Raw genomic sequence first — 25590 nt, forward strand, 5'->3', positions numbered from 1 at the left:
ATCAACAGTAAATACTGCTTAATTTAATTATTGCAGTGGATGTTAGGTGTACGGAATCATTTATCGTATTCACGTAACCAAGCACCTTAAGCTTATCAACAATACTCCTTACCTCCTCAACCCTCAAACCAACAATCCTCGCCAAGTCCTCAAGCTTAACAGCCCGTTCTCTGTCAATCGCAGCCAGCGAATGCAGGGCCTGCATCACAGTCCTAATCTTCGACTCATGGATCATCTCCACAAAGTACTGTTATTCAATTTACTTCTTAATAAGCTTCTCCATCCTTAATCATGAATTAGTAATTGAAACGACAAAAAGCACTTATATAATTATTAACTCGCAATGAAGGTAGTGTCTATAGAGTTAGTAACGAACAAGGTGCTTTACGAACCTGGTGAGGACGTGGCAATTAATGTAGTGATTAAAGGATTAATGAGTAGGGAGGACGTTGAATTAGTAATAACGAGGGATTCCCAGGAAGTCATGAGACGCACACTGCAGGTAATACCACCTGAGTTGGAGGTGATGGATTACGTCAAGCTAACTGACAAGGGCGTTTACGAATTAAGCGCCAAATGCTGCGGCTCGGAGGCTAGGGTCCCGGTAATGGTTATTGATAAGCCTGAGACACCGTTAAGGTTCGTGCTAGCCTTTCACAATCATCAACCAATACATAAGTACCCAAGCGGTATTTACCATGGTCCCTGGGCATTCCACCACACGTGGTCCCAGGAATTCTACCCAATCTATGATGTTGGTCCATATCTCCTGCACGCAAGGCTCGTGAATAAGTACAGGGTCTCAATAACGTATAACCTAAGCCCAAGTCTACTATGGCAGTGGGACGACATATTAAATAATGGCGCTTTCATCGAGAGCGAAGACCACATTGAGTATATTGGCCCCTGGGATCCACGGACGGGATTAATTAGGGAAGCTATTAATACATATTCGAGACTCGCCAACGAAGGAGTTATAGAGGTGCTTACGAGCTTCCTAGCCCACCCCATTGCTGGTTATGTAATTGAAAGGTTTGAGGTGCATGACCTATTACGGTGGGAGTTAAGCAGGGGTAAGGAGGTCACCAGGAAGGTGCTGGGTGTGGATGTGGTAGGTATGTGGTTACCTGAGCTTTACTACTCTGAGAAGTTGAGGGATATACTCTGCGATGAAGGTATAAAGTTCGTAATACTCGATGGCGTATATCACCTTGGGGAGGCCATTAGGGATAGGAGTTCAATGTACAGGGTTTACAGGCACGACTGCCTAACAGTATTGTTTAGGGACACGGCACTTAGTGATTTGCTGAGCTTTCAATTAAATAAGGCAGGTAATGCCCAGGAGGCTGATGTAAATGCCCGGAGATTAATTATGGAATTGATGATGAGAATTAATTATACCAAGGATGGCGTAATCACGATGGCTCTGGATGGGGAGAATTGGATGATACTACCAACACCAAACCCATACGCTGCCCTCCTCCTTGAGAAAATAATGATGTACCTATCCCAGGCTAAAGCTGATGGCTATATAATGCCCATTAGGCCATCAATTATTAAGGAGTTCCATGAGGAGATTAAGGAGATACCAACCACGTCGTGGCTAGGCTCACCCACCAAGTGGATTAGTGAGAGGGCGGATATACAGTCAAGGCTCTGGTCAATGGCACAGGTCGCGGTCAATAAGTGGAGGATTTACGAGGAGGTCTTTGGGGAGGATGAGGAGTTAAGGATGTCCCTGGCAATGACGTTGGACAGTGATTATTACTGGGCTGAGTTCGTAAACGTGAGTCACGTTGGTGAGTGGTCCTACTCCGTAGTAAGCAAGGTTGAGAATGCACTTAATTCATTGGGGTTGAGGATTAATCAAGGCAATGATCAATTAGAAATCACCATAAGCAATGGCTGGGTCAAAGACGCAAACCTAGTTATTGGTATTGAAACCCCAGAGACATACGTAGAATATAGCATTAAGGTTCGATTAGGTTCGTCGGAGACCATGAGGATTAACGGTTTAAGTAATTTAACGGTATCATTATTAACCCCAAGAACAAGGACACAGATTAGGAAGCCCATTAAAATAATACGTGAAGCTAAGAAACGCTGAGTATGCTTGAACCATTAATTATATACATGATGTCTCTACTAGATGTGCGCATCGTTACATAATCATGGATATAATCCGCACTGACGCCTTCATAATCCATACGCAGCGCAATACCCCTCATGGCTCGCCCTCCTTCAATACGTAACCAAACCCCCACGACCAAGCCCATGAAGTAACCATCTTAAGCACCGTCCGTGAGCTCAACTCCTCACCCATCAACAGCCTTAATACCCTAACCTCCTCCCAAGGATTAGCTCTATCAACGCAACATTGTCAGTACCAATCAATGGCCTCAAGCCCCTCCTCACCATGGCACCAACCCTCGCCAACCTACCAACAAATTCAATGTTAGACCTAGGACACGTGACTATGGGTAACGTGGGTATCCTCGAAATATCATCATCACTCAACTGCGTTAGGTGTACGAATACGGTATTACCGGTCACCAACGTAGCCAACGCCCTATTCAAATCGCCATCAAGGTACGTATCCTCAGTCTCAGACACGTGAGTACTAATGGGCAATCCACGTGAACCACCCAACCTAGAGACCAACCTCAACTCGGCCAATGAGTAATTGAGTGGTGATATTAGGGATATGCCGAACCCCCTATCAACGAAGTACCTCACCTCATCCTCAAACACCTCATCAACATCCTCCTCCTCATCAGACCTGACATAAACCCTGAAGGTACTCGGTTCGGCCAACGGCACAATGCACAGGCCAGCCTTCCTGGCCTCCTCAATAACGACATCAGCAAATGACCTGCCATACTCTATTACCGCCAGTAAGCATCCAACGCCGTAATTCCTAACCCTACGAAACACCATCGCCAAACCACTTCTTAATGACTTGGGCCTTGCCCTGCGTAAGTAATAGTACTTAATGCCGTATGGCGCACCAACAACATCGTCAATGTAATACTTATTGAATACACCCATTAGGAAGTAGTCAAGGACGTGGATGTGAGCGTTGGTTAATTGAGGCATTATTAATGTATTCCCTAAATCAACAACATTATTACTACCAGGCACCCTACCAATGCCTATTATCTCACCATCCGAGATATCAATAATGACATCCTTAACGGGCTCCAGATCCTCACCAACCAGCGCCATCGAGGATTTAATACTTAGCCTACGCATTCGAAGGATGAATTTAAGTAATTAAATTAATGCTTTATTCGATGTAGGATGAAGATAGCAGTCATAGGGTTAAACCCGGGAACGGCAATTTACGCGCAGTACCTTGCTAAGGATGGGCACGAGATCACAATACTCACGGAGAGCCGGGGTGACGCCATAATCATGGACTTATTACCACATGCCTTGTTGGGCATCGTTAATAAGGAATTGACCAAGTTATTCACCAGAAAATACCTCGAAGACGTATTAGGTATTAACATATTAAACGTGAAGTTGAGTGCCGTAACGATAAATGGCGATAAAGTGTTAATAATGGGTAAGGCCGATGACCAGGATGTTGGGGGTAAATACGATAGGGTTATAGTTGGTTCTGAGGCGCTACCGAGGGAATCCAGTAATTGCGTGAGTGCCTATAAGGTTACCTTATCATCAGGGGACTATGTAATTAACGGCTTTGACGCAGGTAAGAATACTGAGTTATTAATGCTGACGGCGGACCTTGGTGGGCGCGCAGTTACGAGCTCGCCAACCGCCATAGATGGTGATGTTCTTAAGTACCTGCCAATTAATAGTAATGTAGAGTCTGGGACTTGCGTATCCACGGACTATGACGTAATCAAACCCTCAATAGGGGCTGCAGGGAGTAATTGGTTCATTGGCAGGGGATTCACGTTAAGGGATTCGTTGAGTGGTATTGAGTATATGGTTAATAGGGACTATCAACTAATCATGATGGGAAAACTGCTGGCAATGAGGGACTTGGGCATTATAGACTCATTACCATTAATGCCACGTCTAGAGATTGGCTTCTCCCGCAACTGGTCATTCCTATCCATAGGTCTCACGCATGATGAATTAAGCACGGTCTTCAGGGACTTATCCTCATCCAGGGTGGCCTATCACTCGGGTGAGACCGATATAGTGGCTAAGGTAACCTACCGAGGCAGGAAGTTACTAAGCCTTCAAATACTGGCAAGAGGTATTAAGTTGCTTAATTGGTTCTCCTCGATTTACTCCCTAATAATGCTTAATGGCGTGGCTTACCTACTGCTTGACATGGGTTATGAGGTTGCCTTCAGTACGGTGCGCGGATTGCTTGAGCAGTTAATGCTAAATATATACAATATATAGGTGGGCATACTAATGAGTTAGTAAATAAGCTTTATTAATGACCTAACCACATATTAAGTCAGTGCCTGGCATCCTGGCCAATGTTGATTACGAGGAGCCACTCACCAAGTATAGGATAAGGGAGGTACTTATTGAGGCGCGTAGGCGGTCAATAAGCTATATAGATAAGATGAAGCAGGAGGTGCTTGCGGACTCCTTCTACGTACATTACAGGCAGCCAATACTTAGGATGCCCACTGAGAATGAGGACATGGAGACAGCCTATGGAGGTTTGTGGTCTCCACATACATTAGGAGTGAGGCCTATAATGACGTATCGAGGATAACGAAGTTGAACGGTAGGCTCTCCAGGGTAATGGCGATAAAGCTCCTCAAGGTCTATAACAGTATCCTCAGTAAGATGGATAGAAACGAGGCCTTCAGGCAGATGGTTGAGTCAGCAATGGATCAAAACAGCTCATCCTCCAGGGAGAGTAGGATGAACCTTGAGCGGGAGGTTAGGTCACTAATTAACTTCTATGTCGGTAGTATGAAGAAGGTCAGCGAGACCGTTAATAAGGTTAAGATGCTCTTCGGCGAGTCAGTGGGCCATGAAATAGCCGACATACTACTTAGCACGGACATCGACCCATACAGGCTTAGGTTAATATCCATGCTCAATTCATTAATTAGGTTAATAGTGGATACCAGGTACACGGTGGATGTGGTCGAGGACAGGGACGCCGAGCGCGTCGGCACGATCGGCGGGGTTAAACGGATGACAAAGGCCTCGGAGCTAAAGGACATGATACCAAGCGAGAGAATGCTAATGAAATTCGCAAAGCCTGTCTTCGCCTATAAACTGGCCATGGGTAATGTACTAGTTAGGGAGAGGAGGGCTGTTAAGAAGCCCAAGATCTACATGCTCATTGATAAGAGCGGGTCGATGTTCTACACAGTTAACATAAACATATTCGAGGTTGGGGCCATAAGCAAGATAACCTGGGCCACGGCACTAGCTGTGATACTCGCAATGAAGGGTGGCAACTTAGCCGTGAGGTTCTTCGACCAGCAGGTATACCCAATACTAACTAATAAGAATGACATAGTGAAGATGCTCCTCTCACTAATACCGTTGGGTGGCACCGACATAACAAATGCCGTGAGAGCTGCGATACAGGACGCCCTGGACAAGTCGTCACTTAGGATTACAAGTTGGTCGTGATAACGGACGGGGAGGATGACAACATCGATCCAACCGTATTCAACAAGGCCAGGTCCGTATTTAGGTCGGTAAAGGTGCTATTAATTGGTGGTGAGAATAGCGTTATTGAGGAGAATGTGGATACAATAAAGATACAGGAATTAACGAGCGAGAGCCTGTCCCACACAATTAGGAGGATTTAGCTTCGAAACAATTAATTGGTGAATCGCAAACAATTATTTGAACCTCAGCAACATCATTAATGCCCAACCCCCTCAGGACATCCGTGACCCTATCCATTAAGTACCAGGCAAGACACTCGCCAGTGGCGCCCTCTGGTATGCAGGGTATCTCGATGAACTCCGTGGGCGCAAGTCCCTGAACACCCTCGGCGCTGGACTTAATGTACTTACCGTCAAAGGCGTTAACAATGCCTTGAATCTCACGCCTAACCCTATCAATATCCATCACGAGCATCCTCTATCCCTCACACAAAGCCTTATTGATACGTTGTAATTATGCCCATGGACACTGCCATAAACATCGCTGAACCTAACCCTATGGGCTCCTGAGAACATGAAGTTCATGGTTAGGCAGGTAACTTCAACCACAGCATTGGTGGTGGCAGGTATAAAAATGCATTACCCATTAAGTGTGGGATGGTTGGGAGGGTCATAATAGCAGGTGGAGGACCAGGTGATGAGGAATTAATGACGCTTAAGTGTGTGGAAGCCTTGAGGATGGCTGACGTGGTTATTTACGACAGGTTAATACCGAGACAAGCCCTCAAGTATGTACGCCAGGGCGCCCAACTAATCTATGCAGGCAAGGAACCGGGTAGGCACGTGATGGAGGAGGACGAGATAATAAGAGTCATGATAAGTGAGGCCAATAATGGGAAGACCGTGGTTAGGCTCCACGGTGGTGACGCATTCCTATTCGGCAGGGGCTTCGAGGAGTGCATGGCCGTGTTGAACGCAGGTATACCCTGTGAGGTGATTCCAGGCGTGACCTCGGCAATAGCAGCACCAGAGGCATACTTAATACCGCCGGTTCTCCGTGGGGTCTCCAGCTCCGTAGCCATAGTGACGGGCACGGAGGACCCTAGGAAGGGCAGGACATTCGTGAACTTCAGGGAGTTGGCGAGGGCTGTGAACACGATAGTAATACTAATGGGCGCATCAAGGATAGGCGAGATAGCCGGGGAATTAATTGAGGGCGGTGTGGATCCGGGCACCTACGTGGCAATAATAACCAGGGCATACATGGAGAATAGCAAGGTCACAATAACAACAGTGGGCAAACTAGCCTCTGGACAGGTCACTGCGGAGAATCCCTCGGTAATCGTTGTTGGGGATGTCGTACGTGAGGGGCTAAAGGCGATGAGGGCCGCAGGAATAAACTTCGAATTAAATATTTAAGGGGTTGTCGTGGAGAATCACCGGTGATGAGGCACGAGCGTGGCGGACAATGACGAACTTGCGCCCATACTGATCAGGTTAAGGTTATGCATTAAAGCGTGGCAAACCCATAAGGTAGCTTAACAATGAAAAGAATCCTAGTACTAACCGAGGTGGAACTACCAAGCGACTTCCCTGGGCAGGTCGAGCATTATCTAGACAACCTAGTCACGGTAGAGGTCAGGAAGACGAATTTCGAGGGATTAAAGTCACAATTCAGGGACGTCAGGAGAGGCCAGATAAAGGCCGATGAATTACTCGATTACCTAGAGCCCAGGGTGAGGAATTACGAGGGCTTTGACAAGATAGTACTGGTGATTGATGATGATGGCTACGTTCAGGGGCTAAACTTCGTATTCGGCGTCGCAAAAATAGGTGGGTCGCTCGCCTTAGTATTCACAAAGAGACTACGTGGAGAACAAACCCTATACCACACCAGGATACTCAAGGAGGTACTCCACGAACTCGGCCACTCCTTCGGCCTAGACCACTGTCCAAACCCTAGATGCGTCATGTACTTCAGCAACACGATCACCGATACAGACAGGAAAGGCCCAGGCTTCTGCGAAAGATGTATAGCCAAACTACACACGCTCATAAGGTGAACCTGTCAACACCAAGGCCGGTGCATTGGCAAAACCACGGATAACCACAGAAATAAACCAGGTGCGGGAACCATTAATTCATGGGTCTTAAGGTCCTAACCCAATTACTACTGCTAAGCATCGCCAGTAAGGATAGGGGAAGACGTACAATAACTGCCAGGTTAAGACAATCAATGCAATACCTAGAGGAGGTTGATACCGATGTCGAGCTTGAGCTCGGGATTGATCAAGGCAGGTAACAAACTAATCATCGGTCTCCGCGTAAGGAAGAGGTTCAACGCGTGGGACCTGGTCCAAGCCATGAATGGTTTAAGGATTACCGTGGTGAGGGACGAGATCGGCTTCATCATACTACACACGCCGACACACATACCACTATTCACTGGCATACACAGAGGCAGGATAAGGCAAATACTTAATGCGTGGGCCGACTACGTCGAACCATTACCCTCAGGAATAACGCTGAGCCTAATCGATAATGCACAGACAAACTACACCGGGGTCAGGGGTGACGTAATACCTAGTGTTGAGGAATCCACGCCGGTCATAATCACTATATGCAAACTAAACAACGAATTGGTCAGGTACTCCCTACTCCTCAGGGGAAGTCCTCACGGCAAGGTAAATCCACTCACATGTAGCAATAAAGCATCACTAAGGCAATTAATGAGTAGTATCGACCTGGCACTTAGGCCATCACCAAGGCCAGGGAGCATGTTTATGACGCGTTATTATTTAATTGATGTCGATTTAACCAGGCACCTGATAGTGCTTGGAGCCACGGGCTCGGGTAAATCTACGCTGGTCAAGTCATTAATACTCAACGCAATGCAGAGAGACTTGTTCAATAAGATCGTGGTCTTTGACCCAACCGGCGAATACTCCCTATTCCTGGCAGGGCGCGCCTACATTGCCGTGCCAGGCATCGACATCGCGATCAATCCATTGACACTGCCGCGACATAGGGCAAGCGAATTATTGTCAATGGCTATTCAGGCAGCTGCCCTCATGTATGGTGAAAGCGACAATAGTGGTTTCTCATTCATCCAGTTAGAAGTCCTTGAGAAGGCCCTTGAGAGGCTTGGTGATAGGAATACGTTGAGGGACCTTTACCTGGTACTGAACGATCTCGAGCAGGAGTTGAGGAGGACTGATTACTTGAATGCCATCTCGGCCGTTAGGCGTCGATTGAGGAAGTTAATGATAATGGCGCTGATGAGAAATGCAATCAGCTCAAGCGCTGCTAGGTCTAGGTTATTGGTTATTAACATGGCGCCTCTCTATTTCGCTTCCCAGGTGGCTGCCGTTCTGTTTATCCTGGCGTTTCTTGAGGTTCTCGAGGGCTCTCTCAATAATTCTCTCATTGTTATTGATGAGGCGCATAGGATCCTTAATAGGTATGTGATTGGTGAGTCGATTATTGAGAGGTTGATTAGGGAGGGTAGGCATGGTAACACGGTGCTAATCCTCGTGACCCAGGACCCACTCGATATCAAGCGTAATGTGCTCGACATAGTTGGTCATTACGCCATCTTTAAATTGAATGGTAGGTCCGCGATTGAGGCTTCGGACCTACTCGGCGTTGATAGGGATGAGGTTATTAGGTTGAGGCCCCTTGAGTTCCTTTACCATAATGGTGATGTCACGGTTAGGGCATACATAATGAATGGACCTGTGGGCAACTATCTAACCACCTCGGAAATGATTTACCGCAAACTACTTGAGAGAGTTAATGATAGGGATTACGTAAATGCGGTGATTAAGAGGTTTGGGCGTGCATTAAATCCTGTCCTGGTTCCCCAGGTTATTGAGTTGGGTGGTAGGCTGGGTTATGACGTTAGGTCAATAATTCAATTGGCGGCTAGGAAGGACCCTGAATACCTTAGGCTCCTCTCGAGGGTGATTATTGGTGAGGAGTAGGTTGGTAATTGCCTTTGTCTTAGCTGTGATTACGTACTTCGTTGATCATAGGATTTACCTAATCGTAATTAACACGTTAGTTCCCCTGATTCTGGCTAAGGATTTAATTGATTTGAGGGATCAGGTTAGGTTATTCATTAATGATGGTGACCCTGTCAGGTCGGTTAGGATAGGCTTGAGTGGAATTACTATAGATGATGAGGAAATTGTTGGTCTTAAGGTATTAAGTACCGCCTACGCATTTGACTCTGCGTTTGAGGAGGCACTGGCTAGGCCCGTGCACTTATTCGATTGCTCTCGAAGTATAAGGCCATTGTGCTAATCTCGCCTAATAATGGTTATGTCATCGCCGTTAATAGGAGTGCTTATAGGGAGTTAACTGCTGAGCTTGAGCAATTGAACATAAATATCGTTAGAATTAACGGCTTTGAACTAGCCAATGCCTTGAGAGTGCGTGTAAGACGTAGGTCATTAAGCAAAATTCCATTGCTATTATTGTTAATTCCCATGTTCATTGCTGCTTCAGCGTATGTACTGCTCGTATTCCCTACGTTATACATAGTTTACTCCACCAGCGACTTCTCTAAACGAAGGTTTGTAATTAATGCGGGATTTAATAACGAGGTTGTGCGTGATCTAGGGGCTTTCATGACTGTGGATAATACAATGACTAGGGCTGAGGTTATGAGCCTTAGGAGCCGAATTATTAATGCAGGTGCGAGTATCCTTTTAATGGTTTCAAGTAATGATGAGTTGAGGGATTGGATTAAAGGCACTGCAAGTAGGTGTATGGTAAATTCCTAATGCTCAGGCATATCAAGTATTTCCTTAATTACAAGGATTTTGAGATCACGCTGAGGAGGATTCAGCAGGGTGAGGATGTATACTCACTATACCTGGCGAGTACGACTCGTTTCGACTCATCATTTAAATGGAGATGGACACCATCAATACCAATATCAAAAATACTCAATGCGGGTTATGGCCGTGCATGGTCCATGGAATTAAACCTCATTGCATTCACACCCTACTCATTTCAATTAATTAGTGAGAGACGTGGCATAGCCGTGATAGGCAGGGACGTTAACAATAGGGAGATTTATTGGTCATTTAATGGGTCAAGCCCTCACGTACTAATAATAGGGCCGACAGGCGCCGGTAAGACTACATTGGCAATGAGCATTGCGTACCAGGTTAAGCACAGGTTAAAGGACAGGGTTAAGTTGGTGATAATAGATCCACATGGGCATACGGCGATGCTTAACAGGTTAATTAATAATGTTAGGGTTGTTGATTTAAGTAAGAGTAGGTTAATGACGAGAGAGGTCTCAGTATTGATCGAGTCAATACGATTCTCAAACCCCCTCCTTTTAATTGGTACGGAGGGCGCGTTATTACGTATGGCTAGCATTAACAATGGCACTATTTCAGGTATTGATGAATTAATGAGAAGACTTAGGGAATTGTCTAATGATTTAATACTAAGGGAGGCATATTATAATTTATACAATGTATTTGCGCCAATCATTAATTATTACGGTGGTTCAAATGATACGTCATACGACGTGTATGAACTACTCGATGGCGATACGATATTCATAATGAAGTCAATAATTAGCAATGAGCTGCTGAGGTATCTAACAATGCTCATACTACTCTCTATAACTAAGAAGGCTGTTTCCGAATGCCGCGTTCCTCCATGCCCATTGAGGTACCTGGTCATTATCGATGAGGCGCATAACGTACTTAAACTGCCAAGCGAGTATAAAGTTCTCGGTTTTGATGATCCATTAGAGAAGATGTTTAGGGAGTTGAGGAAGTTCGGTGTGGCGTTGTTTGCCTTGATGCAACCACCACTTGATGTGCTTAATGAAGGTGTTCTTGGGAATATCGGTACTTCAATTATCCTGTCAGGGAATTCCCAATATGTCTCTCATGTGATGTCCAGTGTGGGTAATATTGATGATAATGATGCGGCATGGCTATTAAGTGGGCGGTTTAGGGCATTAGTAATACGACAGGGCGAACCTAAGCCCATTAAACTATCGCAGCTCCTTATTCCTAAGGAACTATTGACGGAGAAATATAATGGATAATTTTGAAGATAGAGACCGACAAGGTAGTATTCAACTCACATTCTCACCGTCGCCTTTAACAATGTTTGCATTATTATCTACGTAGTATGATCGATCTGACACGAATACCTCGACCTTCTTTGCATTTAAACTCTTGGCTATGTGTTGGAAGGCCGCCATTGGGTTTGTGTGGCTACCGCAGGTGTATACATCGACTGTTGCGTACTCATGCTCGGGCCAGGTGTGTATTGATATGTGGCTTTCAGCAACTATGGCGACTACGGATATTCCGCCATTGACCCCAAACTTGTAGTAGAAGGTTGATACCACTAATGCACCTGCTATTTCGGCTGCTTCTTTAACGATTTTTAATAAGTACATCTCATCCTTAAGTAATTCTTTGTTGCATCCATATAGATTTCCATACACGTGTACTCCATACACTAATGCGTTCCTTTCCCTGCCCCCCATTTCTATTAGGGTTTGGGTCGTCATCTTCCCCAATATTGAACGTTTTTTTTGAGTAATGCGTACCCAACCCCTATATAAACATATCCCCTTAAAACTGCGGTATTATCTTAGGTGATAAAATGCATGGCCTGATTGTTGGGGGATAAGTATTAAATACTTCAAGTTTAATTCTTTGTTGAATGGAGGGTCTTGATTATTTTAAGAGTGCGTATGTTGAGATTGGAAATTTTATTTTAAATGCCCTTAATGTCATTAATATGAAGGAGATTGAGCTATTCGTGGATGCCTTAATAGATGTTTATAGGAGTGATAAGAAGGTCCTAGTCGTTGGTGCGGGTAGGTCGGGGCTTGTGGGTAGAGCGTTTGCAATGAGGCTTATGCACCTTGGCTTTAGGTCCTATGTGCTTGGTGAGACAATAACGCCCAGTGTCGGTGAGGGTGACCTCGTGGTTGCTATCTCGGGTAGTGGCACTACGACCATGGTCGTGGCGGCTGCCGAGGCGGCTAAGAAGATGAGGGCTAGGGTGGTTGCGATAACGAGTTATAAGGACTCGCCGTTGGCTAATTACGCCGACTTAGTGGTTCAGGTACCTGGTAGGACTAAGGTGGCTAAGATGGATGATTACTTCGCTAGGCAGATACTTGGTCTTCATGAGCCATTGGCGCCGTTGGGGACTTTGTTTGAGGATACGGCGATGGTACTCCTTGATGCGGTAATTGCGGAGTTAATGCATAGGCTTAGGAAGACGGAGGATGAGATTAGGAGTAGGCATGCGAATATTGAGGTGCCCTAGACTCACTCCTCACTCTCCATAGCCCTAATACCAACATTTATGAGGCGCCTAAACACCCTATCAATCAGCCTCACGTAGATGCCCTTTTGACCTACGAATGCGCCGAAGGCGTTCTTCTTTACCGTCACCATGAGTTCAGGCCCTGCGAAGTCCACATCAACGATGTGCTTACCAATCCAACCAACTGGGTGGAGCGCCCTAATCCACTCCTTGAAGTTTAGGTTCATCTCCACTGTCCTAACCCTCAGGTTGCTCTCGCCCTCAATCGCCTTAATCCTCTCACCACCCTTACCAACAACCCTGCCCAGGTGCCCCTCCTTGGCGATTATTAATGCGTCAGGCACGTTCTCACTCTTGACGCCCAGGTTCTCCTTCTCCTGCTTGAACTCAATCACCGTAACTACGTCGGCATCTGGTGCATGGACCCTTATCAAGTCGAGGATCTGCCTCTCCGTATTGCTCAACTCCCTCTTCCTCATCCTTAACTCGAAAGACACCTTAACACCCCTCTTAGCACCAGGCCTAACAATATCCTTAAGGCCCAGGTCCACGACAACGGCATTCTCCTCATTCAGCAGGACCTCCCTAAGGAGTGTTGCACCATCCTTCTCAACACCAAGCGGTCTCTGGAGCACTGGATCGCCAGCGATTATTAGCCTTGAGTTCCTGCCAATCCTCATGAGTATTTCAGCGGCATTCTCGGGCTGCGTGCTTTGGGCATCATCGAGAAATATTAACGAGTCGTCGAAGGTTCTGCCTCTTAGATATGATACGTCGGTGACCATTACCTTACCCTCCTGGAGAAGCTTCGTTATTTCCTCCCTATCCATAAACCCCTCGAGGATGTCCTCAAGGTATGCAGAGGCAATCTTGTAGTACAAGTCGCCAAGTTCCTCAGGCGTTAGTGATTTGCCCGTGCTTACGTCGACCACGGGCCTGGCGATTATGAATCGTTTATACGTCCCGGATAGTACGGAGGATATGCCGTAAACGCATGATATTAGGCTCTTGCCAGTTCCCGTTGGTCCGAAGACACCCACTATCTCGTTTCTCGAGTCCTTAAGTGCATTCAGGAATCTTTCCTGCCCAATACTCATGGGCTTAATCTTATCTAGTAATGACGACATCGTTTCATGAGTAATTAATGGGTTTTTAAATCCTTACTTGTGGCTAGCCAAACATTGTTTTCATGGGCATGATCTTCTCACGGCAAACCTCCCTAGCAAGCTTAACTGGGTCGTCAAAATACCTAATCCTAATGACTCTCCTATCATCAACATACTCAGGGAATGCCTTAGGTAGTGAATCGCTACTTAGGTTAGTTCCAACGAGTACGTAGGCGGGCTTACCCATGGCGTAGGCAAGGAGTACCTCAATAATCGTCCCAGCACCACCTCCCAAGGCCACAAGTGCGTCGCTTGACCTAACCATTATGACGGACCTACACCTAAACTCACAACCACTGTCAATCCTAGTAACACCACTTGGTAGCTCAACGTCATACCTCTCAATGGGGAGTATTACGGCAATTCTAAAACCAAGGTTGAGCGCCTCATCAACTATTGTCTTCATGAATCCCCAATAACCACCAAGCAGTAATGTGGCCGTCGGACACTGTGAATGCAGCTCCCTTAGGAATTCCCTTGCCATGGCCTCGGTCCTGGGGTCCACAGGGCTTGAATGAGCCGCTATGGCTATCTGCATCGTTATCACCCTGAATTAAGTACTTATAATGCTTAATCCTCATTGGCTATTTAATGATTCCCTGAGCATTGGTATTATGTGGTTATCAATTACGTAATTAATCACTTCCTTACAACCGTTGCAATTAATAGTGGATATCCTGAACGTGGGTATTGACTTATCGATAGCCGCCACACTGCTCAGCGCCGTATTTACCTCATCCTCTGTGGCGATGTCGATCTTATTCACGAGCAGGAGCAGTGGTGTATTGCTGAAGTTACTTCGTACCTCCCTCAGCAGGTTTAACTGCTCCGTTAATGAGTAGCCGCTATGGTTTGTTGGGTCTAGTATAAAGACTATGACCCTCGCCAGGTACTTAAGCGCCAGTATCGCCTGAAGTTCAATCTTGTTACGCTCGCTTAACGGTCTATCTAGGAGACCTGGCGTGTCTATTACCTGGACCTTCACGTCGTTTAGCACCGTGAAGTGACCAACGTGAAGCTCCTTCGTCGTGAATGGGTACTCAGCCACCTTTGGCTTACCACTACTCACGCACCTAACGAAGCTACTCTTCCCAACATTAGGCATTCCGGCAACGACTATTGTGAATAGGTTCGGGTCAATGTTAGGTAGCTTATCAAGCTTCGCCGCTGCGTTCTTCAGGAAATCGAGCTCAGGCTTTAAATCCATGAGCAAATCCCTAACCCTGGCTAGGAAGCTCCTTCGGGCCTTAATTATGTCGTTATTCATCGTGGCTGATCTAATCGCCATTACGGCATCCTTATAGATTGATGAGAGGGCCTTCGTGGCGTGACCCACCTTAGCCAGGGAGTGCTTATACGTGGCTCTATCAATCATTAACTCAATCAACTCCCTATAGAACGGGTGCAATGAGTCCAGGAAGGGCATCCCGAGAGCCACGTCGCGAAAGGCATCGGTTAGGTACTTCCTGACCTCCCTAACCCTCCTCAACTCAAGCCTCCTCAACCTATCAACGCCCGGCTCAATACTTGGATTCCTAGCCTGGAGACTAAAGTAAATGCCAACCACGGCATTCCACAACTCCTCACTAGTCGGTACATGCGGAGCCCTAATCACGTTAATGGCTGCGTCAATGTTTGTAATTCCCTTAATAAATGTTTAAGTTTAATTAGTAATATACATAGAATAAATAATGACAGTTAATTAATAGGTAAGTGACTTATGATTACGTGATGGTCGTTAATAAGCTGAACTTGGCAGGGCTTTTAATTTTCATTGGTGTGGCCGAATTTCTACTACTAATGCTTATTGCCGAGGCACTATACCCGGGGTACTCCGTTTCTCGGAATTACATTAGTGATTTAGGTGTTGGGCCTGTGGCTTTAATATTCAATTCCTCAATAATAATCATGGGACTGCTACTAATAATCGCCGCAGTACTCGTATGGAGACTGAGTAGGGTATTCGCAGTAACGATAGCCTTAACAGGCATTGGTGCAATGGGTGTGGGTATTTTCCCAGAGACCATGCATCCATTCCACCTAATCTTCGCGCTGATTGCTTTCCTATTTGCATCAATATCATCATACCCAACAATAAAAATATCAAGGAGCCCAGGCAAGGTGCTATGGCCAATACTGGGCACGATAGGCTTCATAGCCCTATTACTATTTATAAAACATATATACCTGGGCCTGGGCCCGGGCGGGATGGAGAGGATGATAGTATACCCAAACCTAGTATGGGCCCTGGCTTTTTCCACAGAACTAATGAATCATTAAAATGTAGTTATTATGTGATATCATCATCAATATGGCTAGGGCATTCACGGCAACACATAATGGTTCAAGTAGCAAGTTTGCAATAATGAGAGAATAGAGTGTAGGGTTAGAGATGCTATTCAAGAGATTAAACTAGCCCATAAATCGTGGGTGACTTGAATTTGAGTTATAGGCCCATATAGGAAGAAGTGACGGCTTATTTTTAAGGATAGGTTAATGCGCCCTAAGTTAATTACACATTATGGCCTTGCGCATGGCGTATAGACCTTACCTGATGATACGCCAGTTACATAGGAGCCGGTCGGTGCATTGCCCGGGATTAGGGTGATGGATGTTGATGCTAGGCTAACCGTATTGCTCGACTGGGGCACAACAACGATGTACCACTCAGCATTAACCCAAATAGTCTGGTAAGTGAAGTAGTCACAATACATTCTGGAGGTTATTGCATAATTCTCAAAATCTATCGGGAAGGCCGCAATACTCGCCGTTGATAGACTCGAGAAGATTGTCATAGCTGGTGTTATGTCCTCGAAGGCGCTCGGAAAGCCCGTATTACTGCCTGTGGCGCCTATGTTGAAGGTCCACGTGATGTTGGGCACAAGCACCTTCGCGCCAGGAGGTAGCTCTATTTCGTCCCACGGACTTGTCGAAGCACTAATGGATTCACTGGTAGGTGACGATATACTTACGCCAATGAATGGAACTACTTCCTGCCCAGCAACCTCTAAGCCAAGGAATATTTCATAACTGGATGTGCTACTCGTTGATGGGGGATTCCACGAATTGGAATTAAATGTGGCTCCAACAGGGTCAGCGACTAATGCATTGGTATAGCTTTCGTTGTACCATGCATCACCGGTGTAGTAATCAATGGCGCCTACCTGGTAGCCCTCAAGACCATAGTTATTATACATGGTCGAACTCTCCTGGTATTCCTCATAACCAACCACGGTAGTAGGTAAGTAATATAGAACTCCTGAGGGGTTATTAGCTAGATAAGCGACCGTATTTCCAATCAATAGGCAGGTATCCCAGAGGTATGACCCATTACCATCCTGATAACCCAGTATGCCTGTGGGATATTCTGTACCTGTGAGCATTGGTGTTGCCCATAAGAACGTAAAGGTACTCGCCACATACACGCCTGGCTCTGGATTTGAATTAAAGTAATGATTGATAACATCGTAGTTGTAATATGCCTCGTAGCATGGGTCAATTGAGTCTGTGTTGCTGGTTGTTGTTGTTGTTGTTGTGGTTGGCTTCATGATATTAGTTATGACTGTTAGTAGTTGGTTCAGGTACACTGGCCCTATGATTAGTCCTCCAGCCCCAACCCTCCTTACGATTATCACCACCGGCTCATACCTACTCACTGGTATTATTGGGTATGCCAGTAGGTAGTCTTTACTCGGCATATTCAGATTGAGTAATAGCCTGTGGTTTGTCGCCAATGCCCATGAGTAGGCCAGTACAAACTCGATAATGCCTCATCACTACCGTTGGCATAGATACCCACAATATCATTCCTGGCAATGGCACCCGCCAAGTCATGAATCACCGGGCTAGTCAGGTTAATGGTCACCCTACTCAACGGGTCGCCAATGATTAGGCTAGGCTCAATAAGGGACCAATCAATAACGACGACACTGTTGTTGGGTAGGCTAGGCAGTTCATTAAGGCCTATGGACTAATCAATGACTGATTGACACCAACGCTGACCAGTCTCTGGGTTAGTGTTGTTGGTCCGACCACATAGATTGGGATGTTTAGGCTTATTGGCGAACTAACAACGCCCTGGTTCACCGTAGAGAATTCACCTGCACAGCATTACTGGGCCTAACAACGGTGTTGTGGTTAATTAAAAGTCTTGGCAAGACAAGGAAAACCAAAACAACCACGGCAGCAACCACCACGGCGGTTATGAGTAAAAGCCTCGATTTAGAGGACATACCCGTCAAAGTAACAAAACCTACGGACTTTTTTTTTTAACTCCGGCTATTCACAAAAAGTGAATCGAGCAGGATTGAATGTGACCTAGGTTCATGGTCGTTTAATGAGTGTGCGGATGAGTTAATGCCAACCGAATTAAGCGCCTTCCGTGAGTACCGTTTTTGAGCAATGCCCTCCTTAACCCTGTCTTGTGCGGATAGGTTACAGGGGTATTGGTATGCGAGGTTGGGTGGCTCGTGAGTGAGGGGTGTTACGGTAATTGAGTGGTTCCCCATGAGAAATGCTTAAAACTCTAGGTTAGGAATCAACCTGCCCCGGTAGCTCAGCCTGGTAGAGCGCCTCACTGGTAATGAGGAGGTCCCGGGTTCGAATCCCGGCCGGGGCTCCACCCCTTTCTATCTATATAAACAATAATTTTTTTTATACCTGCCTGCGATTTTTAATTCCATAATGTGCGGGCAAGAGCTACGGCAGGGCCGTGGCGCACCCGGTTATAGGGTTACTAAGTTACCGTATAAGGTCAGGGTTTACCTAAATAACCAAGTCCTCATACCGGCTAGCTCGTTAGGTCCTGGGAATTTCTGGGCTTAAGTATGCCGTAATAACCATCTCCTATAATGGTGTCCCAATCACGATTAAGGGCGTTAAGTTACTTAGGACTAAGCACACCAACTCTAGGCAGTTCACGATACCGAGAGAGGTCAGGGAGACCTACGGTATTAAGCCTGGCGATGAGATTGAGATAATAGACATAAAGCCATTTAAGCCGACTTAACCACAGATTGGTCCCTTGATTAACAACTGCCTTATGTATATAGTCGTATTCACCACGTAATTCACATAGGCAATTATCACAATACTCCCGTAATACCTATTGTATATTGTGATTGATGACTCGTTACCACCCGTGATCAGGTCTATCACATGCCCATTAACCTGTAAGTAAGCCATTGTTGTGTTCAGCTGCCTTAGGTATTCAGGTCCAACCCATGAGTACTCTATCAATATGTCGTATTGACCTGGCGGTAATGTAACGTTTACGGCAAACCAAGCCCCCGGTGGCTCACTCGGTGTGTGGGTTATTTCGTTATTGACTAACTGGCCGTTTATTGGGGATACCATGTTTGGTATTACGTTTAGAGTAACCGGCTCACATATTACTGGCTTACCTGTATAGTTCGCCTTAGGACTAGTAATGCGTTTCCAATGACCATGTATACCCCGTAGCCCTCCATAAGTGCCGTATTCACATACTCGTTATATGGCGTGCCCCACCAGGTGAACCAGAGGCTACTTGGCTGGGCAATTATGTACTCGGGCCTTAGCACGGGTACCACTGCGTGTATGCATTTATGTCATTTGAGAATGGTGGGTACAGGTTATTCTGTACGAGCACGGTGGCATTACCCGGTATCAACCTGAGTACGTTCCAAACCTCGTAATCTGCCTTAGTGAGTTGGTACTGGAAGTGTATGATTGGGCTGACGCCTAGGAGCACCACCAACGTTGAGATCAGTATTAATGCCATTAACCTCCTCTGCTGCTCGATCGGCATTTTCGAAATCGCCATTAATGATGCCATTACTATGAATGGTATCGAGAAGGAGCTATATTGGAAGAATGGGTTGTAGTAAATAACGTCACTTGTCAGGAAGGACGCCAGGGGCCAGGCGAGTGATGGCAATACTAATGGGTCTAGGAATGCCGTGAATGCCGTCGGTGCATAAAGCTCGAGGAAGTATAGGAACTTCTCCGTGCCATAGACCGAGTATAGCCTTGGTATCAGTAATGGGTCCTTAATGACCGAAATTATTATGCCGAAGCTGAACGCGAGGCGTACTGCTCAGGCAGTCCGGACAGGGGTGATGCCGTTGTTGGGCCTAGTGGGTTAAGGATTGACTTCACCCATAGGGCGATTAGGAGGACGGCTATTGATATCGCTATGGTCATAATACCATGCATTAATTCACGCCTCCTTCTAATGTTCACAGCCACGTAGTACAGGCCAAGTAGTGCCATGGGTATTGGTGCGAACTCGATCGTGCCTAGCGTGAGCAGTAGTACTGGGTAGTAGATCCTCCATCTCCTCGTTAGTAGTAGGTATGTTGAGTATAGGGCTAGGGGCATGAATATGGTCTCCATGTGAAAGTCGAAGGAGTTTGCCCCCTGAACCAGCGGTTCATGAGATAGATAATTGCGAAGAAGGTTCCAAGCCAATCCCTGCCAAGGTGCTTCCCCAGCCAGTAGATCGGTAGTGCGCCCAGGGCTACGAATACGGTTTGAGCAACAAGCAGCGTGGCCGGGCTTGGATATGCGGCGTAGATTGGCAGGAATAGGAATAGTGTTGGTGAGAAGTGGACGTCTAGGAAGCTGTAGCTATGGGCCCTGGCCTGGGTATTATGGCTATATCAACGCTTTCGTAGAATAACCTATGGTAGTAAAGTGTCGACGCCAGCGCCTGGGCGAAGATACCTAGGTCAGCGGCGTGGGTGTGGAAGGTTAAGTACTTCAGTAATGCGTAGTAGGACATGATGATGGAGTATGCCGCAATGCCAAGGTAAACCACAAGGTCTGTTAGGTTAATTAACTTCCTCATTTATGGAGGTTCATGCTGAGGAATTATTAAAGTAATTACTTCATAAAGTCAAGTATTGAGGGTCCACCAACCCTTTCACGCCTAATTTCCTGGCAATCAATGCTTATTGACCTGAGGCCATCATTACCGACCTCGAGTATTATCGGCTTCCAGATGTTCGTGAAGGCCGCATTGACTATGCAGGAATTCCCGGATTTGACGCACCTAACCACGGAGTTATGGGCATGCCCATGTATTGCAATGACATTATTACTAAATATCGCATTCTCTAAATCCCGAACCCCGAGACTCGGCCAAATCCTTGGTCCTCACCCTGGAGTGTCTTGAATGTTGGTGCGTAGTGTATTAGGAGGATTGTTAACTCCCTCGATGAGTTTATTGTCCTCTTGAGCCACTCAACCCTGCGCTTATACGTATCGGCTATGTGCGGTATATGCCTCAACTGCCACGTTGTTGGTTTCTCCAGTGATCCGCGGGACCCTATTATTCTAAGGGTCACGTCATTTATCGTCAACTTAATCACCTCATCATCAAGCCACCTAACGACACCTAGCTCCCTGGCCCTCGGCATTACCTCATCATAGTCCTCATTACCTGGTACGGCAATTATAGTATCGCTTAACCTCCTCAACTCATTGATCAATATCTTCAATCCCTCAATCCTCCCATCCTCCATCAAGTCACCGGCTATGAGTACAGCATCGAATTTCCCCAAGTCCCTGACAGTCTCCCTAAACCTGGGGAAGTACTTTGGTGAATGAATGTCCGCCGTAGCCAGTATCCTAGCAACCATTTAATAGTGCGGTAAAACATATTATTAAATTACTTTTTCAGACCCATGAATAAATGGAGAGCGCCTTCGAACTGCGGAGGTGCGATCCGGATAATGACATGGATATAATAGTGAGTCTCGAGAGGGATATATTCAAGCCAAGCGAGCAATACACACTTGGTTTCATTAATTGGTTGTGCAGGAATTGCACGAATTACTCCTACATAGCATTCATCAGCGGTAAGCCCGTGGGCTACATAATATCGTGTATAGAGGGCTTGGGCAGGGGCCACGTGATATCAGTTGGTGTGCTGAGGGAGTTTAGGAGGATGGGCATTGGTAATGCACTCATGTGCAGGTCAATATGCGCGATGGCTGAGAGGGGTATTGACCACGTCATACTTGAGGTTAGGGTTTCGAATACGCCAGCCATAACGCTTTATAGGAAGCTTGGGTTTGAGGTTCGTGACGTCTTGAGGAGTTACTACAATGATGGTGAAGACGCGTACCTAATGATACTCGAGAATGAGAAGTTTGAGACATTAATACACAACTGCTGCCTAGTAACCAAACAGTCTCCTTAGGTACGTCTGCATCCACCTATCCTTCTGAAGCGTGTAATCCCTCTTGGGCTCCGGGTCCTTACTAGGCTTCGGTGGTTGCTGGGTGTAGTCGAAGCCGAATTGAACACTAATAGTCTCAAGCTTACCCTCGATATTGCCAACGTACGCCCAACCAACAAATGCGTACTGCACGGAAACCCTCTCGCCACTGCCCAGGTCCTCGAGTAACTTATTAACGGCGAATAAAGCGCTCTCAAAGGCGATTTCCTGATTCTTCGGGTAGGGCAGCTTGGCCGCATCACCCGCGGCTAGTACGTCATCGAACTTGGGACTTCTCAGGTCCGTTGGTGACCTAACCTCGAACCAGTCAGTGCCTAGGCCAGCGTCCTTTATGAATGATGGTGCCCTATTTGGCTCCAGCATGGTGAGTAAGTCGTACCTATACCTCTCGCCACTCCTCGTGACCACCTCCTTATCACTCATCTCCACAATCTCCTGGTTAGTAACCAACTCAATACCTGCCTTATCATATATTGCCTTAACCACGTCGGCTATGACTGGTGGTTGCGTCTTGTCGTTGGCGTCTATGTGTATTATCCTGACCTTATCCCTAACACCCCTGTGCTTAAGAATCGTGTGAATGAGCAACGCTGTCTCCGTTGGCGCTGGGGCGCACCTATACGGCGCCTTCGGTGCGTAGACAATCACCGTACCCTCATTAATACTCCACACCCTATTCTTGAGCACGTGGACCCTACCGGGGTCGTAAACATTCGCATTCATGTACCAGTACTTGTCGTAGCCGTTTATTGATGAGCCATCAAAAACAACGCCTGGTGCCAGGACTAGGTAGTCGTAGTTTAGGCTCCTCATATTATTGCCGAAGGAGGTCTCGGAATAATTAACGACCCTATTACCTGGGTCAATGTTAATGACATCGCCTGTGATTACATCGACGCCCTTCAACCCAACCTCCTCATAACCCCTAATGATCCTTCCATACTCCTCCTCATTAGTTAGCAGTAATGGTCTCGTTGGCCCACCCATGTAATGCCCATCCCTAGTTATCACGGTGACCTCGACCAAGTCCTTAGCCTTCTCAATCAGCGTGTTTGCAACGGTCAGTCCAGCGATTCCACCACCAATAATTACGACCTTTTTACGGGGCATACCCGTCATGGGCTTGTTGGGTTACGTAAATATAAAGTAGTGCCCTAAGTTAATTGTGTTAGTAAGGGTGCACCTAGTTCAGTTAAATTATCAAATTCTCGACCTGGAGACAACCAGCTTATCACCCACGGTATTAATGGTTAGTAAGCCATCATCACTGAGCCAGGCAATGTATGAGAGTAATGCGGAACGGTTCAGTAGATAATTGTGTGGTGAGTCAATGCTTATACCCAGCAATGAGAGTAATCTTACAATTAAATCCTCGAGTACCGTGGAATCACCAATATTATTGAGGACAAGCTCCCTCAACTTATTTATCGCATTAATATTCTCATTAATTACGCCAACCGCGTCCTGGGGCTTTAAGACCTCGCCGTGGGCTGGCACGATATACCCGTACTTACCCACGACCTCTAAGAGCTTTCTAAGGCTTTCGAGCGCAAGCCTCGCGTTTAAGTGATATGGCGCCCCATACTTCCGAATAACATCCAGTGAGAAGAAGGAGTCCGCAGTGAACAACACATTCCCGTAGGATATACCGACCATCCCCATCGTATGCCCCGGCAGCGGTACTACGTCAAACCCCACCTCCCTACGCAAGTCATCCAGGTCCCTAACCGGCACACCCTCAGCCTCAAGAAGCTTGGTCCTGAGTAACTTGGGTGGGAATGAGCCGAAGAGATAGAGTGGCTCAAGCACGGGTCTCTCGATGAAGGGCCTATCCTCAGGCGTTGCATATACGGTGGCGCCACTCCTCTTAACGAGTAATGAATTGCCGCCAATATGGTCTGCGTGATGATGCGTATTAACTATGGCCCTAATCCTCAGGTTTAGGGGTTTGATTGCATTGAATATTCTGCGTCCAGAGTCCTCGTCAATACCCGTATCAATTATTACGCACTCATTATTATCTATCACTAATACTCCGGCATTCGTCCTGCCAGGTACTACGTATACATTATCCGAGAGCCTCAGCAGTCTCTGTGTTTGCATTGCTGATAATGCATTAAATAGTTTTTAATAAGTAGTTTTACGGCATACCTAGGCATAATTAAGTGCTTGGCTTAAGTCATTAATAATGTCCTCAGGATCCTCAAGGCCCACACTAAGCCTGAGCAGGTTGTCCTTAATGCCAGCCCTAGCCCTATCCTCAGGACTCCAATGGGCGTGCGTCGTACTTGCTGGGTGCGTTATTATACTCTCGGCACCCCCAAAGCTGACGCTCGGTATTATCATCCTCACATGCTTATAAACCGCCATGGCCCCCCTCAAACCACCCTTGACCTCGAAACTGACGATTCCACCGCAATTACTAAGTAGCTTCCTCGCCACCTCATAGGTCTCGTGATCATCAAGGCATGGATAGTAAACCCTCTCAACCTTTGGATGGCCCATTAAGAACTCCGCGACCGCCCTGGCATTCTCCTCATGCGTCCTCATCCTAATGTGGAGTGTTTTCAACCCCCTATCAACGAGGAATGCCGTGAAGGGCTCCATAATCGTACCAAGGAACCTCCTCCACTCCCACACGCCCTTAATCCTATCATCACCGCCAATTATGAAGCCAGCCACAACATCATTATGACCACTAAGGTACTTAGTGGCGCTATGAATTACGAAGTCGGCGCCATGGGTGATTGGTGTAACGCCCATTGGGGTTGCCAGGGTATTGTCAACGACGACCACGGCACCGACCTCACGGGCAGCCTTAACTATCTCAGGAATGTCATAAACCCTAAGGAGTGGGTTTGAAACCGACTCAATAAACACCACATTGACGCCACCCCTTAGGGAGTTGATTACGTTCTCCGTGCCTGGGTCCGTAATCACGGTCTTAACACCAAACCTGCCTAACCTCTCCATGAGCACCAGCGTTGAGCCATAGACGTCAAGGGGCATGAGCACGGTTGAGTCCCTGGATAGGAGTGACATCATTAACGTGGTTATCGCAGCCATACCACTGGATGTTCCGAGGGCGTCAACCCCATGCTCAAGCTCAGCCATCTTACTCTCCACCGCATGAACCGTCGGGTTATCCTCCCTACTATACTTAAGCGGTACCACGCCATGCAACGACGGTCTCTGCTCGGGCTCCCTATAATCGAAGAGTGAGGTCTGGTAAATGGGCTCGATTACGGAGCCAATACCATCATTAACATGCCTCACACCACCACGCACACTCTTTGTGCCCTTACCCACG

General features: G+C 46.7%; 36 protein-coding genes, 1 tRNA gene and 2 pseudogenes. 17 read left to right on the forward strand and 22 right to left on the reverse strand.

What is annotated here, in order from left to right; genetic code table 11:
• Nucleotide 1: 1 nt before the first annotated feature.
• The gene (locus tag JCM14467_RS00540) at nt 2-235 is read right to left on the reverse strand and encodes a hypothetical protein (RefSeq protein ID WP_252900411.1); all 234 of its coding nucleotides are present in this window, start codon (nt 233-235) and stop codon (nt 2-4) included.
• Nucleotides 236-343: 108 nt separating this feature from the next.
• Here JCM14467_RS00540 and JCM14467_RS00545 point away from each other — a divergent pair, with 108 nt between their 5' ends.
• Nucleotides 344-2107, forward strand: coding sequence for a glycoside hydrolase (locus JCM14467_RS00545; protein ID WP_054848746.1), 1764 nt, complete (start codon nt 344-346; stop codon nt 2105-2107).
• 224 nt (nt 2108-2331) lie between these two features.
• On the opposite strand, the gene JCM14467_RS00550 is transcribed toward JCM14467_RS00545, so the two are convergent.
• Nucleotides 2332-3252 (reverse strand): amidohydrolase family protein, encoded by a 921-nt coding sequence (locus JCM14467_RS00550; protein WP_054848747.1) that lies wholly within the window; start codon nt 3250-3252, stop codon nt 2332-2334.
• Between the two features lie 48 nt (nt 3253-3300).
• On the opposite strand from JCM14467_RS00550, the gene JCM14467_RS00555 reads away from it, so the two are divergent.
• The 4 genes from JCM14467_RS00555 (at nt 3301) to JCM14467_RS14500 (ending at nt 5768) form a co-directional block, all read left to right on the forward strand.
• Nucleotides 3301-4383 (forward strand): hypothetical protein, encoded by a 1083-nt coding sequence (locus tag JCM14467_RS00555; protein ID WP_054848748.1) that lies wholly within the window; start codon nt 3301-3303, stop codon nt 4381-4383.
• Nucleotides 4384-4444: 61 nt separating this feature from the next.
• A complete protein-coding gene (locus JCM14467_RS14495; RefSeq protein WP_252900248.1) occupies nt 4445-4708 on the forward strand; it encodes a hypothetical protein in 264 nt (87 codons plus the stop codon).
• Nucleotides 4657-5586 (forward strand): vWA domain-containing protein, encoded by a 930-nt coding sequence (locus JCM14467_RS00560; protein ID WP_252900249.1) that lies wholly within the window; start codon nt 4657-4659, stop codon nt 5584-5586. Before JCM14467_RS14495 ends, JCM14467_RS00560 begins: the two co-directional genes overlap by 52 nt.
• Nucleotides 5583-5768 carry a hypothetical protein gene (locus JCM14467_RS14500; protein ID WP_252900250.1) on the forward strand — a complete coding sequence of 62 codons (186 nt, stop codon included), beginning with the start codon at nt 5583-5585 and terminating at the stop codon, nt 5766-5768. Before JCM14467_RS00560 ends, JCM14467_RS14500 begins: the two co-directional genes overlap by 4 nt.
• Here JCM14467_RS14500 and JCM14467_RS00565 read toward each other — a convergent pair.
• Together JCM14467_RS00565 and JCM14467_RS14505 are read right to left on the reverse strand one after the other, a co-directional pair.
• A complete protein-coding gene (locus JCM14467_RS00565) occupies nt 5755-6042 on the reverse strand; it encodes a hypothetical protein (RefSeq protein WP_054848749.1) in 288 nt (95 codons plus the stop codon). The two genes, JCM14467_RS14500 and JCM14467_RS00565, sit on opposite strands and share 14 nt — an antisense overlap.
• A complete protein-coding gene (locus tag JCM14467_RS14505; protein ID WP_252900251.1) occupies nt 6033-6176 on the reverse strand; it encodes a hypothetical protein in 144 nt (47 codons plus the stop codon). The genes JCM14467_RS00565 and JCM14467_RS14505 overlap by 10 nt, the downstream gene beginning before the upstream one ends.
• A gap of 48 nt (nt 6177-6224) precedes the next feature.
• On the opposite strand from JCM14467_RS14505, the gene cobA reads away from it, so the two are divergent.
• From cobA to JCM14467_RS14525, 7 genes are all read left to right on the forward strand, one after another.
• Complete coding sequence (gene cobA / locus JCM14467_RS00570) at nt 6225-6986, forward strand: uroporphyrinogen-III C-methyltransferase (RefSeq protein ID WP_054848750.1); 762 nt, start codon at nt 6225-6227, stop codon at nt 6984-6986.
• Between the two features lie 125 nt (nt 6987-7111).
• Nucleotides 7112-7630: an archaemetzincin family Zn-dependent metalloprotease gene (locus JCM14467_RS00575; protein WP_054848751.1), complete on the forward strand. Its 519-nt coding sequence runs from the start codon at nt 7112-7114 to the stop codon at nt 7628-7630.
• An 80-nt stretch (nt 7631-7710) separates the two neighbouring features.
• A complete protein-coding gene (locus JCM14467_RS14510) occupies nt 7711-7869 on the forward strand; it encodes a hypothetical protein (RefSeq protein WP_252900252.1) in 159 nt (52 codons plus the stop codon).
• Nucleotides 7832-9550: an ATP-binding protein gene (locus JCM14467_RS00580; RefSeq protein ID WP_054848752.1), complete on the forward strand. Its 1719-nt coding sequence runs from the start codon at nt 7832-7834 to the stop codon at nt 9548-9550. Before JCM14467_RS14510 ends, JCM14467_RS00580 begins: the two co-directional genes overlap by 38 nt.
• A complete protein-coding gene (locus tag JCM14467_RS14515) occupies nt 9540-9872 on the forward strand; it encodes a hypothetical protein (RefSeq protein ID WP_252900253.1) in 333 nt (110 codons plus the stop codon). Before JCM14467_RS00580 ends, JCM14467_RS14515 begins: the two co-directional genes overlap by 11 nt.
• Nucleotides 9866-10354, forward strand: coding sequence for a hypothetical protein (locus JCM14467_RS14520; protein ID WP_252900254.1), 489 nt, complete (start codon nt 9866-9868; stop codon nt 10352-10354). The genes JCM14467_RS14515 and JCM14467_RS14520 overlap by 7 nt, the downstream gene beginning before the upstream one ends.
• A complete protein-coding gene (locus JCM14467_RS14525; RefSeq protein WP_252900255.1) occupies nt 10336-11646 on the forward strand; it encodes an ATP-binding protein in 1311 nt (436 codons plus the stop codon). The genes JCM14467_RS14520 and JCM14467_RS14525 overlap by 19 nt, the downstream gene beginning before the upstream one ends.
• Before the next feature lie 30 nt (nt 11647-11676).
• Here JCM14467_RS14525 and speD read toward each other — a convergent pair whose 3' ends face one another.
• Nucleotides 11677-12096, reverse strand: coding sequence for an adenosylmethionine decarboxylase (speD, locus tag JCM14467_RS00590; protein ID WP_054848915.1), 420 nt, complete (start codon nt 12094-12096; stop codon nt 11677-11679).
• A 179-nt stretch (nt 12097-12275) separates the two neighbouring features.
• Between speD and hxlB the strand changes: the two genes are divergently transcribed.
• Nucleotides 12276-12890, forward strand: a complete 615-nt coding sequence (gene hxlB / locus JCM14467_RS00595) for a 6-phospho-3-hexuloisomerase (protein WP_054848753.1) — start codon at nt 12276-12278, stop codon at nt 12888-12890.
• A gap of 2 nt (nt 12891-12892) precedes the next feature.
• Here the strand turns inward: hxlB and JCM14467_RS00600 are convergent, their stop codons facing one another.
• Genes JCM14467_RS00600 through JCM14467_RS00610 form a run of 3 tightly spaced genes read right to left on the reverse strand, consistent with a single transcriptional unit; the run spans nt 12893 to nt 15677 of the window.
• A complete protein-coding gene (locus JCM14467_RS00600; protein WP_054848754.1) occupies nt 12893-14017 on the reverse strand; it encodes a PhoH family protein in 1125 nt (374 codons plus the stop codon).
• Between the two features lie 43 nt (nt 14018-14060).
• Nucleotides 14061-14594 (reverse strand): SLOG cluster 4 domain-containing protein, encoded by a 534-nt coding sequence (locus tag JCM14467_RS00605; protein WP_054848916.1) that lies wholly within the window; start codon nt 14592-14594, stop codon nt 14061-14063.
• A gap of 39 nt (nt 14595-14633) precedes the next feature.
• Nucleotides 14634-15677 carry an NOG1 family protein gene (locus JCM14467_RS00610; protein WP_054848755.1) on the reverse strand — a complete coding sequence of 348 codons (1044 nt, stop codon included), beginning with the start codon at nt 15675-15677 and terminating at the stop codon, nt 14634-14636.
• Nucleotides 15678-15787: 110 nt separating this feature from the next.
• On the opposite strand from JCM14467_RS00610, the gene JCM14467_RS00615 reads away from it, so the two are divergent.
• On the forward strand, nt 15788-16336 hold the full coding sequence (locus tag JCM14467_RS00615; protein ID WP_054848917.1) for a DUF998 domain-containing protein: 549 nt from the start codon (nt 15788-15790) through the stop codon (nt 16334-16336).
• A gap of 239 nt (nt 16337-16575) precedes the next feature.
• Here the strand turns inward: JCM14467_RS00615 and JCM14467_RS00620 are convergent, their stop codons facing one another.
• The 4 genes from JCM14467_RS00620 to JCM14467_RS14535 all read right to left on the reverse strand — a co-directional run bounded on the left by JCM14467_RS00620 (nt 16576) and on the right by JCM14467_RS14535 (nt 18288).
• On the reverse strand, nt 16576-17754 hold the full coding sequence (locus tag JCM14467_RS00620; protein WP_054848756.1) for a hypothetical protein: 1179 nt from the start codon (nt 17752-17754) through the stop codon (nt 16576-16578).
• Between the two features lie 2 nt (nt 17755-17756).
• A complete protein-coding gene (locus JCM14467_RS14530) occupies nt 17757-17930 on the reverse strand; it encodes a hypothetical protein (protein ID WP_252900256.1) in 174 nt (57 codons plus the stop codon).
• An 89-nt stretch (nt 17931-18019) separates the two neighbouring features.
• Nucleotides 18020-18142, reverse strand: coding sequence for a hypothetical protein (locus JCM14467_RS19255; RefSeq protein ID WP_256359181.1), 123 nt, complete (start codon nt 18140-18142; stop codon nt 18020-18022).
• Complete coding sequence (locus JCM14467_RS14535) at nt 18139-18288, reverse strand: hypothetical protein (protein WP_252900257.1); 150 nt, start codon at nt 18286-18288, stop codon at nt 18139-18141. Before JCM14467_RS14535 ends, JCM14467_RS19255 begins: the two co-directional genes overlap by 4 nt.
• A gap of 312 nt (nt 18289-18600) precedes the next feature.
• On the opposite strand from JCM14467_RS14535, the gene JCM14467_RS00625 reads away from it, so the two are divergent.
• A tRNA-Thr gene (locus tag JCM14467_RS00625) sits at nt 18601-18677 on the forward strand.
• A gap of 62 nt (nt 18678-18739) precedes the next feature.
• Nucleotides 18740-19064: pseudogene (locus JCM14467_RS00630) on the forward strand (AbrB/MazE/SpoVT family DNA-binding domain-containing protein).
• On the opposite strand, the gene JCM14467_RS14540 reads toward JCM14467_RS00630, so the two are convergent.
• The 7 genes and pseudogenes from JCM14467_RS14540 to JCM14467_RS00640 form a co-directional block, all read right to left on the reverse strand.
• Nucleotides 19061-19411 carry a hypothetical protein gene (locus JCM14467_RS14540; protein ID WP_252900258.1) on the reverse strand — a complete coding sequence of 117 codons (351 nt, stop codon included), beginning with the start codon at nt 19409-19411 and terminating at the stop codon, nt 19061-19063. The pseudogene JCM14467_RS00630 and the gene JCM14467_RS14540 overlap by 4 nt on opposite strands.
• A gap of 35 nt (nt 19412-19446) precedes the next feature.
• Nucleotides 19447-19617, reverse strand: a complete 171-nt coding sequence (locus tag JCM14467_RS14545; RefSeq protein ID WP_252900259.1) for a hypothetical protein — start codon at nt 19615-19617, stop codon at nt 19447-19449.
• The gene (locus JCM14467_RS14550) at nt 19611-20105 is read right to left on the reverse strand and encodes a DUF2079 domain-containing protein (protein WP_342765432.1); all 495 of its coding nucleotides are present in this window, start codon (nt 20103-20105) and stop codon (nt 19611-19613) included. Before JCM14467_RS14550 ends, JCM14467_RS14545 begins: the two co-directional genes overlap by 7 nt.
• Nucleotides 20102-20619, reverse strand: a pseudogene (locus JCM14467_RS20310) (DUF2079 domain-containing protein). The gene JCM14467_RS14550 and the pseudogene JCM14467_RS20310 overlap by 4 nt, the downstream one beginning before the upstream one ends.
• 32 nt (nt 20620-20651) lie before the next feature.
• A complete protein-coding gene (locus JCM14467_RS14565; protein WP_252900261.1) occupies nt 20652-20885 on the reverse strand; it encodes a hypothetical protein in 234 nt (77 codons plus the stop codon).
• Nucleotides 20886-20920: 35 nt separating this feature from the next.
• On the reverse strand, nt 20921-21097 hold the full coding sequence (locus tag JCM14467_RS14570) for a hypothetical protein (protein ID WP_252900262.1): 177 nt from the start codon (nt 21095-21097) through the stop codon (nt 20921-20923).
• Between the two features lie 56 nt (nt 21098-21153).
• On the reverse strand, nt 21154-21678 hold the full coding sequence (locus tag JCM14467_RS00640; RefSeq protein WP_252900263.1) for a metallophosphoesterase family protein: 525 nt from the start codon (nt 21676-21678) through the stop codon (nt 21154-21156).
• A gap of 53 nt (nt 21679-21731) precedes the next feature.
• Between JCM14467_RS00640 and rimI the strand changes: the two genes are divergently transcribed.
• Complete coding sequence (gene rimI / locus JCM14467_RS00645) at nt 21732-22241, forward strand: ribosomal protein S18-alanine N-acetyltransferase (RefSeq protein ID WP_054848757.1); 510 nt, start codon at nt 21732-21734, stop codon at nt 22239-22241.
• On the opposite strand, the gene JCM14467_RS00650 is transcribed toward rimI, so the two are convergent.
• The 3 genes from JCM14467_RS00650 to JCM14467_RS00660 form a co-directional block, all read right to left on the reverse strand.
• Nucleotides 22218-23390: an NAD(P)/FAD-dependent oxidoreductase gene (locus tag JCM14467_RS00650; protein WP_252900264.1), complete on the reverse strand. Its 1173-nt coding sequence runs from the start codon at nt 23388-23390 to the stop codon at nt 22218-22220. The genes rimI and JCM14467_RS00650 overlap by 24 nt on opposite strands.
• Before the next feature lie 90 nt (nt 23391-23480).
• Nucleotides 23481-24383: an MBL fold metallo-hydrolase gene (locus tag JCM14467_RS00655; RefSeq protein WP_054848759.1), complete on the reverse strand. Its 903-nt coding sequence runs from the start codon at nt 24381-24383 to the stop codon at nt 23481-23483.
• Nucleotides 24384-24431: 48 nt separating this feature from the next.
• Nucleotides 24432-25589: a trans-sulfuration enzyme family protein gene (locus tag JCM14467_RS00660; RefSeq protein ID WP_252900265.1), complete on the reverse strand. Its 1158-nt coding sequence runs from the start codon at nt 25587-25589 to the stop codon at nt 24432-24434.
• Between the last annotated feature and the right edge of the window lies 1 nt (nt 25590).

This window comes from Vulcanisaeta sp. JCM 14467 (assembly GCF_001316245.1).
Taxonomy (GTDB): Archaea; Thermoproteota; Thermoprotei; order Thermoproteales; family Thermocladiaceae; genus Vulcanisaeta.

Coding starts and splice junctions, on each gene's coding strand:
- JCM14467_RS00605 (WP_054848916.1), bottom strand. CDS start 14,594: ATGCAGATAGCCATAGCGGCTCATTCAAGCCCTGTGGACCCCAGGACC.
- JCM14467_RS00545 (WP_054848746.1), top strand. CDS start 344: ATGAAGGTAGTGTCTATAGAGTTAGTAACGAACAAGGTGCTTTACGAA.
- JCM14467_RS00640 (WP_252900263.1), bottom strand. CDS start 21,678: ATGGTTGCTAGGATACTGGCTACGGCGGACATTCATTCACCAAAGTAC.
- JCM14467_RS14510 (WP_252900252.1), top strand. CDS start 7,711: ATGGGTCTTAAGGTCCTAACCCAATTACTACTGCTAAGCATCGCCAGT.
- JCM14467_RS14565 (WP_252900261.1), bottom strand. CDS start 20,885: ATGAGGAAGTTAATTAACCTAACAGACCTTGTGGTTTACCTTGGCATT.
- JCM14467_RS14535 (WP_252900257.1), bottom strand. CDS start 18,288: ATGTCCTCTAAATCGAGGCTTTTACTCATAACCGCCGTGGTGGTTGCT.
- JCM14467_RS00600 (WP_054848754.1), bottom strand. CDS start 14,017: ATGTCGTCATTACTAGATAAGATTAAGCCCATGAGTATTGGGCAGGAA.
- JCM14467_RS00540 (WP_252900411.1), bottom strand. CDS start 235: ATGATCCATGAGTCGAAGATTAGGACTGTGATGCAGGCCCTGCATTCG.
- JCM14467_RS00575 (WP_054848751.1), top strand. CDS start 7,112: ATGAAAAGAATCCTAGTACTAACCGAGGTGGAACTACCAAGCGACTTC.
- JCM14467_RS00620 (WP_054848756.1), bottom strand. CDS start 17,754: ATGCCGAGTAAAGACTACCTACTGGCATACCCAATAATACCAGTGAGT.
- speD (WP_054848915.1), bottom strand. CDS start 12,096: ATGGGGGGCAGGGAAAGGAACGCATTAGTGTATGGAGTACACGTGTAT.
- JCM14467_RS00615 (WP_054848917.1), top strand. CDS start 15,788: ATGGTCGTTAATAAGCTGAACTTGGCAGGGCTTTTAATTTTCATTGGT.
- JCM14467_RS00565 (WP_054848749.1), bottom strand. CDS start 6,042: ATGCTCGTGATGGATATTGATAGGGTTAGGCGTGAGATTCAAGGCATT.
- JCM14467_RS00580 (WP_054848752.1), top strand. CDS start 7,832: ATGTCGAGCTTGAGCTCGGGATTGATCAAGGCAGGTAACAAACTAATC.
- JCM14467_RS14540 (WP_252900258.1), bottom strand. CDS start 19,411: ATGGTATCCCCAATAAACGGCCAGTTAGTCAATAACGAAATAACCCAC.
- JCM14467_RS00650 (WP_252900264.1), bottom strand. CDS start 23,390: ATGCCCCGTAAAAAGGTCGTAATTATTGGTGGTGGAATCGCTGGACTG.
- JCM14467_RS00655 (WP_054848759.1), bottom strand. CDS start 24,383: ATGCAAACACAGAGACTGCTGAGGCTCTCGGATAATGTATACGTAGTA.
- cobA (WP_054848750.1), top strand. CDS start 6,225: ATGGTTGGGAGGGTCATAATAGCAGGTGGAGGACCAGGTGATGAGGAA.
- hxlB (WP_054848753.1), top strand. CDS start 12,276: ATGGAGGGTCTTGATTATTTTAAGAGTGCGTATGTTGAGATTGGAAAT.
- JCM14467_RS00555 (WP_054848748.1), top strand. CDS start 3,301: ATGAAGATAGCAGTCATAGGGTTAAACCCGGGAACGGCAATTTACGCG.
- rimI (WP_054848757.1), top strand. CDS start 21,732: ATGGAGAGCGCCTTCGAACTGCGGAGGTGCGATCCGGATAATGACATG.
- JCM14467_RS00550 (WP_054848747.1), bottom strand. CDS start 3,252: ATGCGTAGGCTAAGTATTAAATCCTCGATGGCGCTGGTTGGTGAGGAT.